Raw genomic sequence first — 14030 nt, 5'->3', positions numbered from 1 at the left:
GCGGGCGCGCCTCAGTGCGGCACTGACTGGCGGCGCTGCAGCTTGACGCGATACATGGCCGCGTCCGATTCGCGCAGCACCTCGTCGGCGCCCACCCGCTGCGGGTCCACGCAGGCCACGCCCACGCTGGCACCGGCGTAGTCGATGCGAGCCGCGCCGGCCGGGTAGACGGCGGCCGTAGCGCTGGCCAGGCGCTGTCGCATCAACCGGGCTGCGGCGGCGCCGTCTTCCACCAGCCTGGGCCCCAGGCCCAGCACGACGAACTCGTCGCCGCCCATGCGGGCCAACACGTCACCACCGCGCAAGGCCGCCTGCAACCGCACAGCCACGCCACACAGGAACTCGTCGCCGGCATCGTGGCCGTGCGTGTCGTTGACCTGTTTGAAGCCGTCCAGGTCGATGGCGCCAGCCAGCAGCCAACAGCCGGTGCGCTGGGCCAGCGAGATGAGCCTCGCCAGCTCCTGCTGCAGCGCCCGACGGTTCAACAGGCCGGTCAGCGCATCCGTCAAGGCCTGCGTCTGCAGCTCCGCATTGGCCTGCTGCAACTGCTCCACCAAACGCTCGCGGCTGACATGCTGCTCAATGAGGCTGGCAAACAGGCGCAGCACGTTTGCGGCATCTTCGGTCAACGGCCGCCGCCGTGAGCTGGCGCCGCAGAGCGTGCCGTACAAGGCACCATCGTCAGTGTGCACCGGCGTGCTGACATAGGTCTGGATGCCCAGTTGCTGCGCGGCCTGCGAGTCGGCCCACACGGCGCCCACCTCGTCGGTGAACGGCCGTCCTTCGTCCAGCGCACGCTTGCACAGCGTGTCGCCCCAGGGCACCACCAAACCTTCCGGGATCTGCAGGTCGCGGGAGTTGCGCGCGTACAAGACATGCTGCAGGCCGGCCGCGAGGTCCACCGTGGTCAGGTAGGTGGATTCCAGCCCGCTGACGGCCTCCAGCATCTCCAGCAAGGGGCGGGTCAGCTCCTCCAGCGTGCGGGCACCGTGGATGGAACTGGCGAGTTGGGCGAAGACGGAGTCCATGAGTGGCAGCTTGTGAGGACCGGCCTACTGTATGCAGCCAGCGGCCGATCGGGAACACCGCATGCACGACATCCTCATCACCCCACCGGCAAAGCCGTCTCGTACTTGACCTCACGCAGCACCACGTTGCTGCGCACGCTGGCCACGCCGGGCAGCTTGAAGATGTGCTGCTGCAGGAACTGGTCGTAGGCCTTCATGTCGGCGGCGACGACCTTGATGACGTAGTCCGAATCGCCCGTGATGGCGTGGCATTCGATGATCTCGCGGCGCGTGCCGACCAGCTGCTCGAACTGCTCCACCGCGCCCTCGCTGTGTCGCACCAGGCTGACCTGGGCCAGCACGAGGATGGACAGGCCCAGCTTCTCGCGGTCCACCAGCACGACCTGACCCCGGATCACGCCGCGCTCCTCCAGCTCCCTCACGCGCCGCCACACCGGCGTGGCAGACAGCCCCACCGCCTCGGCCAGCGCCTGCGTCGACTGTCGAGCGTCCACCTGCAGGGCCTCGAGGATCTGTCGACTGGCACGATCAAAGTCATTCATTTCTTGATTTTCCTCCTTTAGAGAAAAATCATCTCACCGCTACGCGCGATCTGCGGCAATGAGGCAAGTTATTCCGGCCGTCGAGGGAAAGAATCTCCCGCCCATCCAGGAACTTCCGATGACCGACACCCTGCGCCCCTACCAGCTCAGCGACAACCTTGCGGCTGACGGCGGCGCCGTCTTCCTGACCGGTACCCAGGCGCTGGTGCGGCTGCTGCTAGCGCAGAAGAAGCAGGACGAGCGCGCGGGGCTGAAGACGGCCGGCTTCGTGTCCGGCTACCGCGGCTCGCCGCTGGGCATGGTGGACCAGCAGTTGTGGAAGGCCAAGAAGTTCCTCGACAAGGCCCACATCGAGTTCCTGCCCGCCATCAACGAAGACCTGGCCGCCACCGCCTGCCTGGGCGTGCAGCGCGTGGCGCTGGACCCGCAGCGCACCGTCGATGGCGTGTTTGCAATGTGGTACGGCAAGGGGCCAGGTGTTGACCGCTCGGGCGACGCACTCAAGCACGGCAATGTCTACGGCACCAGCACGCAGGGCGGCGTGCTGGTGGTGTGCGGCGACGATCACGGCTGCGTCTCCAGCAGCACGCCGCACCAGAGCGACCAGGCGCTGCAGGCCTGGAGCATGCCGCTGGTGCACCCGGCCAATGTGGCTGAGTACCTGGAGTTCGGCCTGTACGGCTGGGCGCTGTCGCGCTTCAGCGGCGCATGGGTCGGCTTCAAGGCGATCTCGGAAGTGGTCGAAAGCGGCATGACCGTCGATCTCGACACCGTGCCCCTCGACTTCGAGCATGCCGTCGACTACACGGCCCCGACCAACCTGCACATCCGCGCGGTCGACCTGCCGTCGCTGGAGCTGGAGTCACGCCTCGCGCACAAGCTGGACGCCGTGCGCGCCTTCGCCAAGGTCAACAGCATCGACAAGCACATCGTCACCAGCCCTGCGGCCACGCTGGGCATCGTGACGGTCGGCAAGGCGCACTACGACTTCATGGAAGTGCTGCGCCGGCTGGACCTGGACCCCAACGCACTGGCCGCCGCCGGCGTGCGCGTCTACAAGGTGGGCCTGGTGTTCCCGCTGGAGCCCACGCGCATCGTCGAGTTCTGCAGCAACCTCACCGATGTGCTCGTCATCGAGGAGAAGGGCCCGGTCGTCGAGCGCCAGATCAAGGAGCTGCTGTACCACCTGCCCGAGTTCCAGCGCCCGCGCGTCGTCGGCAAGACCGACGAGCACGGCGCGCCGGTGCTGTCGGCACTCGGTGAGCTGCGCCCCAGCCGCATCATGGGCACCGTGGCCGATTGGCTGGCACGGCTGAACCCCGCGCTGGACCGCCGCCACCTCGTGGTGGACTTCCTCACGCCCTGCCTGCTGAGCAACGCCGCCGATGGCGTGCGCCGCCAGCCTTACTTCTGCTCGGGCTGCCCGCACAACACGTCCACCAAGTTGCCCGAAGGCTCGCGCGCGCTGGCCGGCATCGGCTGCCACTTCATGGCCAGCTGGATGGAGCGCGGCACCTCCGGCCTCATCCAGATGGGCGCCGAGGGCGTGGACTGGGCCGCGCACTCGCGCTTCACGAAGGAGAAGCACGTCTTCCAGAACCTGGGCGACGGCACCTACTACCACTCGGGCTATCTCGCCATCCGCCAGGCCATCGCGGCCAGGGCCAACATCACCTACAAGATCCTCTACAACGACGCCGTCGCGATGACCGGCGGCCAGCCGGTGGACGGCAGCACCAGCGTGCCGCAGATCGCGCGGCAGGTGGAGGCCGAGGGCGTAAAGAAGCTGGTCGTCGTGTCCGACGACATCGACAAGTACAACGGCCATCACGGACTGTTCCCCGCCGGCACCACCTTCCACGACCGCAGCGCGATGGACGGCGTGCAGCGCGAGCTGCGCGAGATCGAAGGCGTCACGGTGCTGATCTACGACCAGACCTGTGCCGCCGAGAAGCGCCGCCGCCGCAAGAAGGGAGAGGCCGAGCGCCGGGCCGCCCCAAGCTCGGACGGCGCCCCCCTCGGGGGGGCAGTCGCCGCAGGCGACGTGGGGGGCTCCGTCATTGCCGACCCGCCGAAGCGCATCTTCATCAACGAGGCCGTCTGCGAAGGCTGTGGCGACTGCGGCGTGGCATCGAACTGCCTGTCCGTCGTGCCCGTCGAGACCGACTGGGGCCGCAAGCGCGCCATCGAGCAGAGCAGCTGCAACAAGGACTTCTCCTGCGTGAACGGCTTCTGCCCCAGCTTCGTGTCCGTGCATGACCCGGTGCTGAAGAAAAAGGCCGGCGCCCGCTACACCGCGCAAGACCTGGCGCGCGAGATCGCCGCCATCCAGCCGCCCGCCGCGTGGCGCTGGACCGGGCCGTTCGACATGCTGGTCACCGGCGTCGGCGGCACCGGTGTCGTCACGGTCGGCGCGCTGGTGACGATGGCCGCCCACCTCGAAGCCAAGCAGGCCTCGGTGCTGGACTTCATGGGCTTTGCGCAGAAGGGCGGTGCGGTGCTGTCCTTCGTGCGCGTGGCGCCGACGCTGGACCTGCTGAACCAGGTGCGCATCGACACCCAGCAGGCCGACGTGCTGCTGGCCTGCGACATGGTGGTGGGCGCATCGCCCGACGCACTGGGCACCGTGAAGGCCGGCCGCACCGTCATCCTCGCCAACACCCATGAACTGCCCACCGCCGGCTTCGTGCGCAACCCGGATGCGTCGCTGCAGGCGCCGTCGCTGCTGGAGAAGATGAAGTTCGCTGTCGGCGAGAGCGGCGCACTCGAGACCATCGACGCGCAGGACATCGCGCAGCGCCTGATGGGCGACACGCTGCCCAGCAACATCGTCATGCTGGGCGCCTGCTGGCAGCGCGGGCTCATCCCCGTCGGCGAGGCGGCGCTGATGCGCGCCATCGAGCTCAACGGCGTGGCCGTGGAGGCCAACAAGACCGCGTTCGCGCTGGGCCGCCTGGCCATCGCCGCACCGGATGCGCTGCAGCGCCTGGCCGGCGATGTCAACGTCGTCAAGCTCTTCAACTTCGACCAGCTCGACGGCGCTGACGGGCTGATCGAGCGGCGCGTGCAGTTCCTCACCGACTACCAGGACGCCGCCTACGCGCAGCGCTACCGCGCGCTGGTCGAGCGTGTGCGCGCCGCCGAGGCGACGCTCGGCAAGGGCCAGCGCCTGACGCAGGCCGTGGCCCGCCACTACGCCAAGCTGCTGGCCATCAAGGACGAGTACGAGGTGGCGCGCCTCTACACCGACGGCCGCTTCGAGGCAGCGATGAAGGATCAGTTCGAGAACTGGAAGTGCCTGTCCTTCCACCTTGCCCCGCCGCTGATCAGCAAGCCCGGCGCTGACGGCTGCGCGAAGAAGATCGAGCTGGGCTCGTGGACCTTCACCGCCTTCAAGTGGCTGGCGAAGTTGAAGGGCTTGCGCGGCACGGCGCTAGACATCTTCGGCAAGACTGCAGAGCGCCGCATGGAGCGGCAGTTGATCGCCGACTACGAGGCACTGGTGGCCGACATCCTCGCGTCACTGACGGCCGACAACCTGAGCACCGCCGTCGACCTGGCCCGCCTGCCCGAGAAGATCCGCGGCTACGGCCACGTGAAGCATGCCAACGTCGTGGCGGTGAAGCAGCAGTGGCAGGCGCTGCTGGACCGCTTCCATGGCCGCATGGCCGAAGTGGCGCCGCAGCCGGTGGCACTGCCGGTGCGGGTCAAGGGCGTGGCGGAGCTCTGACGGGCCGCCTCAGAGGGTGAGAGTTTTTCGGCCATGCCAGAAAGGCGCGTCAAAGCGCCCTCGAACTAGGCGCAAAGCGCAGCCATAGCTCGGGCTATGGCGAGCATTTGCAACGACGGGCGAGGGCGTTTTGGCGGGCAAGGCGGGCATGGGTGAAAGACTCTCAACCTCTCAGACCGGCTCGGCCCAGCCCAGCGCCGCCATGTCCGCCTCACGGTGGACGCAGTCACCCAGCAGGATGAAGTCATCCAGCTGCGGCGGCTCCACCGCCGTGCCGGCCAGCATCGCATGCGCCTGGCCGCGGTGGTGGGTCTGGTGCATGAACAGGTGAGCCAGCACCCTGCCCAGCGGCTCGCGCGGGCCGGCCTCGATGCCGGCGCCACGGTCGAAGGCGACGATGCGCTCCTCGTCGCCCGCCTTCAGGCAGGCGCAGAAATCGATCAGCCGCCGGTCGCTGTCGTCCTGCCGCGCCGCCAGCTCGGTCACCGTCGCTGCCGGCACATAACTTGCCCAGACGTGGCACATCGCCGCGTCGCCATACAGCGCGGCGAGATAGTAGTGATCGACGTTGAGGAGGTGATTCAGCGTCAGCGCCAGGCTCGGGAAGAAGCTGGTGCGCGGCGCATGGAATTCGGCGTCGGGCAGCGTCGCCACGGCCGCGAGCAGCCGATAGTTGGCAAGGCGGTTGGCGCGGGCCAGGGTCAGCAGCAAGCTCATGGCCAGGATTGTGCGGGGCTGGCGGCATGTTCGGGGCTGACTCTGCGGCCCGGACATGCTTCAATCCTTCCAGCCACCTCATCAGTGAGATTCGCTTGCGCATTGGAGACGGCTACACCGGGCCTGAGATGAACAGCCCCACCGCCTGGGTGGCGGCCGCCGTGGTGCTGGCCCTCGGGCTGACGCTGACGGCCGCCGCCGCCATCTGGCAGCAGCGCCAGGCCAGCGCCGAGGTGCGCAGCCTGCAGGAGCGCCAGACGGAGCGCCTGCAGGCCGATGTCGTCAAGCGGCTGACCACGCCCGTCTACGGCCTCAAGGGCGCGCGCGGCGTGCTGGCCGCGATGGAAGGGCACTTCAACCGGAGAGCCTTCGACGCCTACGTCGAATCGCGCGACCTGCCACGTGAGTTTCCCGGCGTGCCCGGCTTCGGCTTCATCGAGCGCGTGCAGCGCACCGACCTCCCTGCCTTCGTGGCGCGGCACCAGCGCGAGCGATCGGTCGAGTTCCGCGTGCACGGCTCGGGTACCGACCCCACGCTGTACGTCATCACGCAGATCTCGCCGTTCCCGCCCAACTTCGCAGCCTGGGGGCTGGACGAAGGCGCCGACCCGGTGCGCCGCCAGGCCATCGAGCAGGCCATCGACACCGGCGAGCCCACGCTGTCCAGCCCGGTGCACCTGGTGCAGGACCCGGCCCAGGGCCCGGGCTTCCTGCTGTTGGTGCCGGTCTACCGGCAAGGGCACGACCCCGACACGCCGGCGCGTCGGCGCGCTTCGCTGCAGGGGCTGCTGCTGGCGCCGCTGGTGGCCAGCGAGTTGCTGCGCGGTGTGGCCGAGCCCGCCGCGTCGCTGCTGGACGTGAAGCTGGCCGCGCGCATGCCCGGCGGCGACTTCGCGCCGCTGCTGGCATCGCATAACGGCGTGCTGCTGTCGCCAGCCGGCGCGCAGGACTACGCGCTGGCCGACGCGCCGACGGCCGAAACCACCCGCTTCACGGTCAATGGCCGCGAGTTCCAGTTGGAGACGGCGCTGACGCGTGCCGCCGTCGTGCGGCTGCTGGGCCTGTCGGGCATCGGGCTGGGGCTGGGCGGTGCGCTGCTGAGCCTGCTGCTGGCCGCGACGGTCTACCTGCTGGCCGCAGGCCGCGCGCGCGCCGAGCAGATGGCCCGCGACATGACGGCCGACCTGACCCGGCTGGCCACGGTGGCCAGCCACACGACCAACGCGGTCATGATCACCGACCCCGCGCACCGCATCGTCTGGGTCAACGCCGGCTTCACGCGCATGACGGGCTACACGCCGGCCGAAGCGCAACAACGGCTGCCCGGCGAGCTGCTGCACTCCGAACTGACCGACGCCAACACCGTGCACGGCATGCGCGAGGCCATGGCCGTGGGCCTGGGCTGCGACGTGGAACTGGTGCAGCGCGCCAAGGATGGCCACGACTACTGGGCCGACATCGAGATCCAGCCGCTGCATGCCCCCGACGGCGAGCTCAGCGGTTTCGTCGTCATCGAGTCCGACATCTCCACGCGCAAGCAGCTGCAAGCGCTGGCCGACGAGGCCCGCGAGAGCCTGCAGGACCTCTACGACAACGCCCCCTGCGCCTATTACGCGCTGGACGGCGACGGCTGCTTCCTGCAGATCAATGCGCTGGGGCTGCGGTGGCTGGGTTGCAAGGCCGACGAGCTCATCGGCCGCGCCAGCCCGCGCGACTTCTTCAGCGCCGAGGGCCGCGCGCTGTTCGACGAGGCCTTCCCCCGCTTCAAGCGCGAGGGCCGCGTCAAGGGGCTGGAGTTCGACCTCACCGGCCGCGACGGCCGCACCCGCCGCGTCAGCCTGTCGGCCACCGCCATCTACGACGCCGACGGCCACTACCTGCGCAGCCGCTCCGTGATGTTCGACATCACCGAGACCCACCGCATCCGCCAGCAGTTGCAGCAGCTGACGCTGGACCAGGAGGCCATGCTGGAGAGCGACCTCGTGGGCATCGCCAAGATGCGCGACCTCCACATCACCTGGCGCAACCAGGCGCTGGAGCGCATGTTCGGCTACGCCGAGGGCGAGTTGCTGGGCCAGACGGCGCTGCAACTGCACGTGGACGCCGCCACCTACGAGGCGCTGGGTGCCGCCGCCCTGCCGCAGATGCATGCCGGCGGGCGCTTCCGCACGCAGCTGCAGATGCGCCGCAAGGACGGTGCACTGATCTGGGTGGACCTGGCCGGCGTGGAGCTGACCGCCGCGACCCAGGAGCGCGGCGGCGAGTCGATGTGGATGATGGTGGACATCACGCAGAGCAAGGCCCACGAGGCGCGGCTGGAGCAGGCCGCACTGCACGATGCGCTGACCGGCCTGCCCAACCGCCTGCTGCTGGCCGACCGGCTGCGCCAGGCCATCGCCGGCGCGGAGCGCAGCGGCCACGTCTTCGCGCTGGCCTACCTGGACCTGAACGGCTTCAAACAGGTCAACGACCACCACGGCCACGATGCCGGCGACGAGGTGCTGCAGGCCGTGGCCACGCGCCTGCAGGCCGGCCTGCGCGCCTCCGACACCGTGGCCCGGCTGGGCGGCGACGAATTCGTCGTGCTGCTGACACCCGCCCAGGGCCCGGCCGACGCCGAACCGGTACTGAGCCGGCTGCTGGACGCGCTGACCCAGCCCATCACGCTGAGCAGCGGCATTGACGTGGCCGTGGGCAGCAGCCTGGGGCTGGCTCACTATCCACCCGACGGCCGCTCGCCCGACGCGTTGATGCGCCATGCCGACGAAGCGATGTACGCGAACAAGCGCGCCGGCCGCTCGCGGGCGCTGCAGCGATAGCGACGGGGGTCGCGCGGCGGTCATGTGTCCGCCACGACACAGACCGTACGCAAGCCGGATACGGGACGGCCCGAGCATCGCGGCAGTCCACCCTGGAGCCCGCCCGTGCGCCTGCCCCCACCCCGCCTCTGTCTGCCCCTGCTGCTCGTGCTGATAGCCGCCATCGCCCTGCTGGCGCTGGTGCTGGCCGCCCTGCCCGCCCATGCGGCCTCGGCCGGCGCCGACGGCGCGCGCGTCATCGTCAAGTTCAAGGCCCTGGGCCCGCTGATGCGCGAGGCCCGCGCCCGCGGCGATCGCGGTCCGCAGCAGGCCGCCACGCTGGCCGGCCGGCAAGGCCTGACCCTGCGCGACGGCCGCATGATCGACGCGCGCAGCCAGGTCGTGTGGGGCGACAGCACACTCACTTCCGCCGCGCTGGCCGCGCGCCTGGCGCAGGACGTCGACGTCGAGTACGCCGTGCCCGACGAGCGCCGCTACCCGCTGGCCCTGCCCAACGACCCGCTGCTGCCCGCCAGCAGCAGCGCCGCACTGGCGGCCGGGCAGTGGACCCTGCAGGCGCCGGACAGCACGCTGGTGTCCGCCATCAATGCGGTCGGCGCCTGGGCGCTGACCACCGGCTCGGCCAGCATCGTCGTCGCCGACGTGGACACCGGCGTGCTGCTGACCCACCCCGACCTGTCGGCCAAGCTGGTGGCCGGCTACGACTTCGTCAGCTCGACCACCACGGCCGGTGACGGCGGCGGCCGCGACAGCGATGCCACCGACCCCGGCGACTGGACCACCGCCAACCAATGCGGCAGCGGCCAGGCCGCCACCAGCAGCAGCTGGCACGGCACCAAGACGTCCAGCATCATCGGCGCGCACACCAACAACGGCGTGGGCATGGCAGGCGTGGGGCATGACGTGAAGATCCTGCCCGTGCGCGTGCTGGGCAAATGCGGCGGCAGCGACTCCGACATCATTGCCGGCATGCTGTGGGCCGCCGGGCTGACCAGCGTGCCGACCGCCAACCCCAACCCGGCCAAGGTCATCAACCTCAGCCTGGGCGGCAGCGGCAGCTGCGGTGCGGCCTACCAGGACGCCATCAACCAGCTCGTCGCAGCCGGCGTCACGGTCGTGGCCGCCGCCGGCAACGAGGAAGGGCTGGCCGTCAGCGTGCCCGCCAACTGCACGGGCGTCGTCGCCGTGGCCGGCGTGCGCCACAGCGGCACCAAGGTCGGCTTCTCCAGCCTGGGCCCGGAGGTCGCTCTCGCTGCGCCCGGCGGCAATTGCATCAACAGCAGCGGCGCCTGCCTCTACCCCATCCTCACCGCCACCAACAGCGGCACAACGACCGCCGGCACGCACGGCTACAGCAACAGCAGCAACTACTCAGTGGGCACCAGCTTTGCAGCGCCCATGGTGTCGGGCGCCGCGGCGCTGATGCTGTCGGTCAACCCGTCTCTGAAACCGGCGCAGATCAAGTCGCTGTTGCAGAGCACGGCACGCAGCTTCCCCACCCAACCCGCGGGCAGCAGCGTGCCCGCCTGCCGCGCACCGACAAGCACCGTGCAGGACGAGTGCTACTGCACCACCTCCACCTGCGGCGCCGGCCTGCTGGACGTGGGCGCGGCCGTGACGGCCGCCGCCAGCGCGGCTGCACCGACCGCCAGCATCACCGCCAGCGCGTCCACCGTGACCGCCGGCAGCACCGTGACGCTGGACGCTGCCGGCTCCACCGCGCCCGGTACGCGCGGCATCACCGGATGGGCCTGGCGCATCACGGCCGGCTCGGGCCTGGCCAGCTTCAGCGGCGCCACCAATGCTGCCACCGCCAGCCTGGTGAGCACCGGCATCGGCAGTGTGACCGTGCAGCTCACCGTGACCGACAGCGCCGGCCAGCAGGCGGCCGCCACACGCACGCTGACGCTCACCGCCCCGGCCGCCCCCACCGTGGGCATCGTCGCCTCAGCCAGCGCCGTGGCGGCCGGCACACCGGTCAGTTTCGACGGCAGCAGCGCCAAGGCGGCCACGGGCTTCTCCATCGCCAGCTACCAGTGGAGCGTCAGCGCCACGCCCACCGGCCTGGCCACGTTCACCACGGCCACCAACGCCGCCACGGCCAGCGTCGGCACGCTGGGCAGCAGCAGCGGCAGCTTCACCGTGACGCTGACCGTCATCGACACGCTGGGCCAGACCGGCAGCGCCAGCACCACGGTGACCGTGACGCCGCTGGGCCCGACGGCCAGCATCAACGCCTCGGCCACGACCGTGACCGCCGGCAACAGCGTGACGCTGGACAGCGCCGGCTCCAGCGCCCCGGCCGGGCGCACGCTGACCGGCTATGCGTGGAGCATCACCAGCGGCAGCGCCATCGCGGCGTTCAGCGGCAGCACGACGGGCACCACCGCGACAGTCGCCACCAGCGCGGCGGGCACGTTCACGGTGCAGCTGACGCTGACCGACAGCGCGGGCGCGCAGTCGGTCAAGACGCAGACGCTCACGGTATCAGCGGCCAGCACGGCGACAAGTGGGGCGAGCAGCGGCTCGGGCGGCGGGGGTGGCGGCGGGATGTCGGCGTGGTGGCTGCTGGGTTTGCTGAACGCAGCACTGATGCTCGGTCACTGCACGCGCCGGCTCTCAGGCACGTGAGCCCGGGCTGAGAGCCGGCGTCGGCTGGGCTGTGACCCCAAGCCCGACAGATGCCCAGAGCAAGCACAAGCGGTTAGCCACACAACATCGTCAATGCGAACCAATCTCATTCGCAAGCTAAACTGACGGGCTTCCCTGAGTGAGCGGGTGTGGCGGTGCTGTCGCCGCCCGGCTCGCACGACCCATCGCCCGCAACAACCATGCCCCGCAAGACCGTTTCCGCCGACTCGCAAGTGCCTCGGCGCGCCCCAGCCCTTCGCCCGCTCGCGTTGGCCCTGGCAGCCGCCATGCTCAGCCCCGCCGCACGCGCCGCTGACGACGCCCCCACCCAGCAGCTGGAGGCCGTTCTCGTCACCGCCACGCGTGGCAGCAAGGCGCTGGACCGCATACCCGGTGCCGTGGGCGTCATCTCCCGGGCGGACATCGAGGCCCTGACCCTGGTCAGCGAGGATCCCAGCGCCCTGCTCGCCCAGCAGGTGCCGGGCTACGCGCCATCACGCCAGAAGCTCAGCAACTTCGGCGAAGGCCTGCGCGGCCGCAACGCGCTGCTGCTGCTGGACGGCATCCCACAAACCAACCCGCTGCGCTTCGGCGGCCGCGAGGGCTACTTCGCCGATCCGATGATCGTGGAGCGCATCGAGGTGGTCAGCGGCGCCTCGGCGGCCCAGGGCATGGGTGCGACCGGCGGCATCATCAACACCATCACGCGCCGCCCGGTAAAAGCCGGCACGCAACAGTCGGTCGAGCTCAAGCTCGGCAGCCAGTTCCACGGCGATAGCAGCAGCTGGAAGACCGGCTACCTGCTGCAGCACCGTAGCGAATCCAGCGCCACGAGCCAGCCGTGGGACGTGATCTTCTATGCCGGCGCGCTGTCGCAGGACACCGGCGTCGATGGCGCCGGCCGGTCGCTGGCCACCGAGTCGCTGCATCGCTCGGCCGACCTCTTCCTCAAGGCCGGCACGGAGTTCGGCGCCCAGCGCCTGCAGCTCATGCTCAACGGCTTCAATGCCCAGGGCTTCGACGACCGGGTCGACGTTCCCGGCAACCGCGCCACGGGCCAACCCACCACGTCGACCGACGGCACGCCCGCCTGGGACGCACCGCAAAACCGCGTGCGCTCGGTCAGCCTGGACTGGACACACGACGACCTCGCCGGCGGCCGCGCCAGCGTGCAGCTGTTCAAGCAGGACTTTCATGCCCGTTACAGCGGCGGTTTGATCACGACCTTCCAGGACACCAGCATCGCACCGGCAGGCACGCTGGTGGATCAAAGTGAGATCGTCGCCCGCAAATGGGGCCTGCGCAGCAGCTGGGTACGGCCGGATCTGGGCCTCACGGGTCTGGAGCTCACGACCGGCATCGACCTGCTGGACGACACCTCCTCGCAGCGTCTCACGCAGACCGGCCGGACCTGGGTGCCACCGCTGCACTACCGCAGCCTCGCCCCTTTTGTGCAGCTGGAGTACGAGGCTGGCCCGCTGACGGTGCGCGGCGGCCTGCGCGACGAGCACACAAAGCTGCAGGTGGACAGCTACCGCACGCTGGCCTTCTACAACAACACCCTGGTGACCGGTGGCGAACGGCGCGCCAACCAGCTCGTCAAGAGCCTGGGCAGCGTGTGGCGCTTCGGGCGCAGCGGCTGGTCGGCCTTCGCTGCCTACAACGAGGGCTTCGGCCCGCCTGACGCTGGCCTGATCCTGCGCGCCGTAAGGACTGCCAACCAGTCCGTGACCCAGCTGGTGGACCTGCAGCCCATCGTGGTGAAGAACCACGAGATCGGCGTGAACTGGCGCGGCGGCGCCTCCACGCTGTCGGCCTCGGTCTACCGCTCGCGCTCCGAACTGGGCAGCCAGATCATCGTCTCCAACGGCATTGGCACGGTGCAACGCGTGCCCATCCAGGTGAAGGGTGTGGAGGTGATGGCGGAGCACCGCGTCGACACACATCTCAAGCTCAACGCCACCTACGCCCGCACGCTGGGCCGCACCGCCAGCGCCGCCGGCCAGCCGCTGACCCTGATGCTGGGCGCCCGCTCGCAGGGGCCGGACAAGCTGCTGATCGGCGCGCAGTGGATGCCGCGCAACGACTGGCAAACCCAGCTCAATGCCACGCACTACCGACCACGCGAGGCCAACCTCGGCCGGGTCTCGGGCACCACGTCGCTGGCGGAGCGCTTCTCGGGCTACACGGTGCTGGACCTGTCCACCCGCTGGCAGACCGCCTCCGGCCAGTGGGGCCTGGGCATCGAGAACCTGCTCGACCGCCGCTACTTCACCTACTACGGTGAGGCCCACTACGCGGGTACGAACGACGACTACTACGCCGGCCGCGGCCGCAACGTCACGCTGAGCTGGCGCCGCGACTTCTGAGCATGCGCAAGCTCCTGACCTGGCTACACCGCTGGGTCGGCCTGATCGCTGGCCTCGCGCTGGTGCTTGCGTATTTCAGCCCATCGTGGACGGCGTTTCAGACTGATGGTGGACGGGATTTCAGCGTGATCGTGGACGGCGTTTCAGTCTGATCGTGGACGCTGTTTCAGCGTCATCGTGGACGCTGGGGGTGG

Annotated in this window: 8 protein-coding genes; 5 read left to right on the top strand and 3 right to left on the bottom strand. The window is 69.8% G+C overall.

Annotated features, from left to right (window positions below; all coding sequences use genetic code 11):
• Positions 1-11: 11 nt before the first annotated feature.
• Both ACG0Z3_RS18460 and ACG0Z3_RS18455 read right to left on the bottom strand, forming a co-directional pair.
• Complete coding sequence (locus ACG0Z3_RS18460; RefSeq protein WP_394400163.1) at positions 12-1028, bottom strand: sensor domain-containing diguanylate cyclase; 1017 nt, start codon at positions 1026-1028, stop codon at positions 12-14.
• A 77-nt stretch (positions 1029-1105) separates the two neighbouring features.
• Positions 1106-1570: an Lrp/AsnC family transcriptional regulator gene (locus tag ACG0Z3_RS18455; protein ID WP_394400161.1), complete on the bottom strand. Its 465-nt coding sequence runs from the start codon at positions 1568-1570 to the stop codon at positions 1106-1108.
• A 118-nt stretch (positions 1571-1688) separates the two neighbouring features.
• Here ACG0Z3_RS18455 and ACG0Z3_RS18450 point away from each other — a divergent pair, with 118 nt between their 5' ends.
• Complete coding sequence (locus tag ACG0Z3_RS18450) at positions 1689-5300, top strand: indolepyruvate ferredoxin oxidoreductase family protein (RefSeq protein ID WP_394400159.1); 3612 nt, start codon at positions 1689-1691, stop codon at positions 5298-5300.
• A gap of 171 nt (positions 5301-5471) precedes the next feature.
• On the opposite strand, the gene ACG0Z3_RS18445 is transcribed toward ACG0Z3_RS18450, so the two are convergent.
• Complete coding sequence (locus ACG0Z3_RS18445; protein ID WP_394400157.1) at positions 5472-6017, bottom strand: DinB family protein; 546 nt, start codon at positions 6015-6017, stop codon at positions 5472-5474.
• A 128-nt stretch (positions 6018-6145) separates the two neighbouring features.
• Between ACG0Z3_RS18445 and ACG0Z3_RS18440 the strand changes: the two genes are divergently transcribed.
• From ACG0Z3_RS18440 to ACG0Z3_RS18425, 4 genes are all read left to right on the top strand, one after another.
• The gene (locus ACG0Z3_RS18440) at positions 6146-8836 is read left to right on the top strand and encodes a sensor domain-containing diguanylate cyclase (RefSeq protein ID WP_394400155.1); all 2691 of its coding nucleotides are present in this window, start codon (positions 6146-6148) and stop codon (positions 8834-8836) included.
• A gap of 105 nt (positions 8837-8941) precedes the next feature.
• Complete coding sequence (locus tag ACG0Z3_RS18435) at positions 8942-11467, top strand: S8 family peptidase (protein WP_394400153.1); 2526 nt, start codon at positions 8942-8944, stop codon at positions 11465-11467.
• A 287-nt stretch (positions 11468-11754) separates the two neighbouring features.
• Entirely contained in the window at positions 11755-13836 is a 2082-nt protein-coding gene (locus tag ACG0Z3_RS18430; RefSeq protein ID WP_394400151.1) for a TonB-dependent receptor, read from the top strand.
• Between the two features lie 2 nt (positions 13837-13838).
• On the top strand, positions 13839-13988 hold the full coding sequence (locus tag ACG0Z3_RS18425) for a hypothetical protein (protein ID WP_394400149.1): 150 nt from the start codon (positions 13839-13841) through the stop codon (positions 13986-13988).
• The last annotated feature ends 42 nt before the right edge of the window (positions 13989-14030 follow it).

The organism is Pelomonas margarita (assembly GCF_043555875.1).
In the GTDB taxonomy this organism is placed as follows: domain Bacteria; phylum Pseudomonadota; class Gammaproteobacteria; order Burkholderiales; family Burkholderiaceae_C; genus Pelomonas; species Pelomonas margarita.
Note: the sequence above shows the minus strand (reverse complement) of the source record. Positions and strands in the feature narration are given on the sequence as shown.

Bases quoted from the DNA above. Each gene is read 5' to 3' on its own strand.
- ACG0Z3_RS18460 (WP_394400163.1), bottom strand. From the start codon at position 1,028: ATGGACTCCGTCTTCGCCCAACTCGCCAGTTCCATCCACGGTGCCCGC.
- ACG0Z3_RS18455 (WP_394400161.1), bottom strand. From the start codon at position 1,570: ATGAATGACTTTGATCGTGCCAGTCGACAGATCCTCGAGGCCCTGCAG.
- ACG0Z3_RS18450 (WP_394400159.1), top strand. From the start codon at position 1,689: ATGACCGACACCCTGCGCCCCTACCAGCTCAGCGACAACCTTGCGGCT.
- ACG0Z3_RS18445 (WP_394400157.1), bottom strand. From the start codon at position 6,017: ATGAGCTTGCTGCTGACCCTGGCCCGCGCCAACCGCCTTGCCAACTAT.
- ACG0Z3_RS18440 (WP_394400155.1), top strand. From the start codon at position 6,146: ATGAACAGCCCCACCGCCTGGGTGGCGGCCGCCGTGGTGCTGGCCCTC.
- ACG0Z3_RS18430 (WP_394400151.1), top strand. From the start codon at position 11,755: ATGCTCAGCCCCGCCGCACGCGCCGCTGACGACGCCCCCACCCAGCAG.
- ACG0Z3_RS18425 (WP_394400149.1), top strand. From the start codon at position 13,839: ATGCGCAAGCTCCTGACCTGGCTACACCGCTGGGTCGGCCTGATCGCT.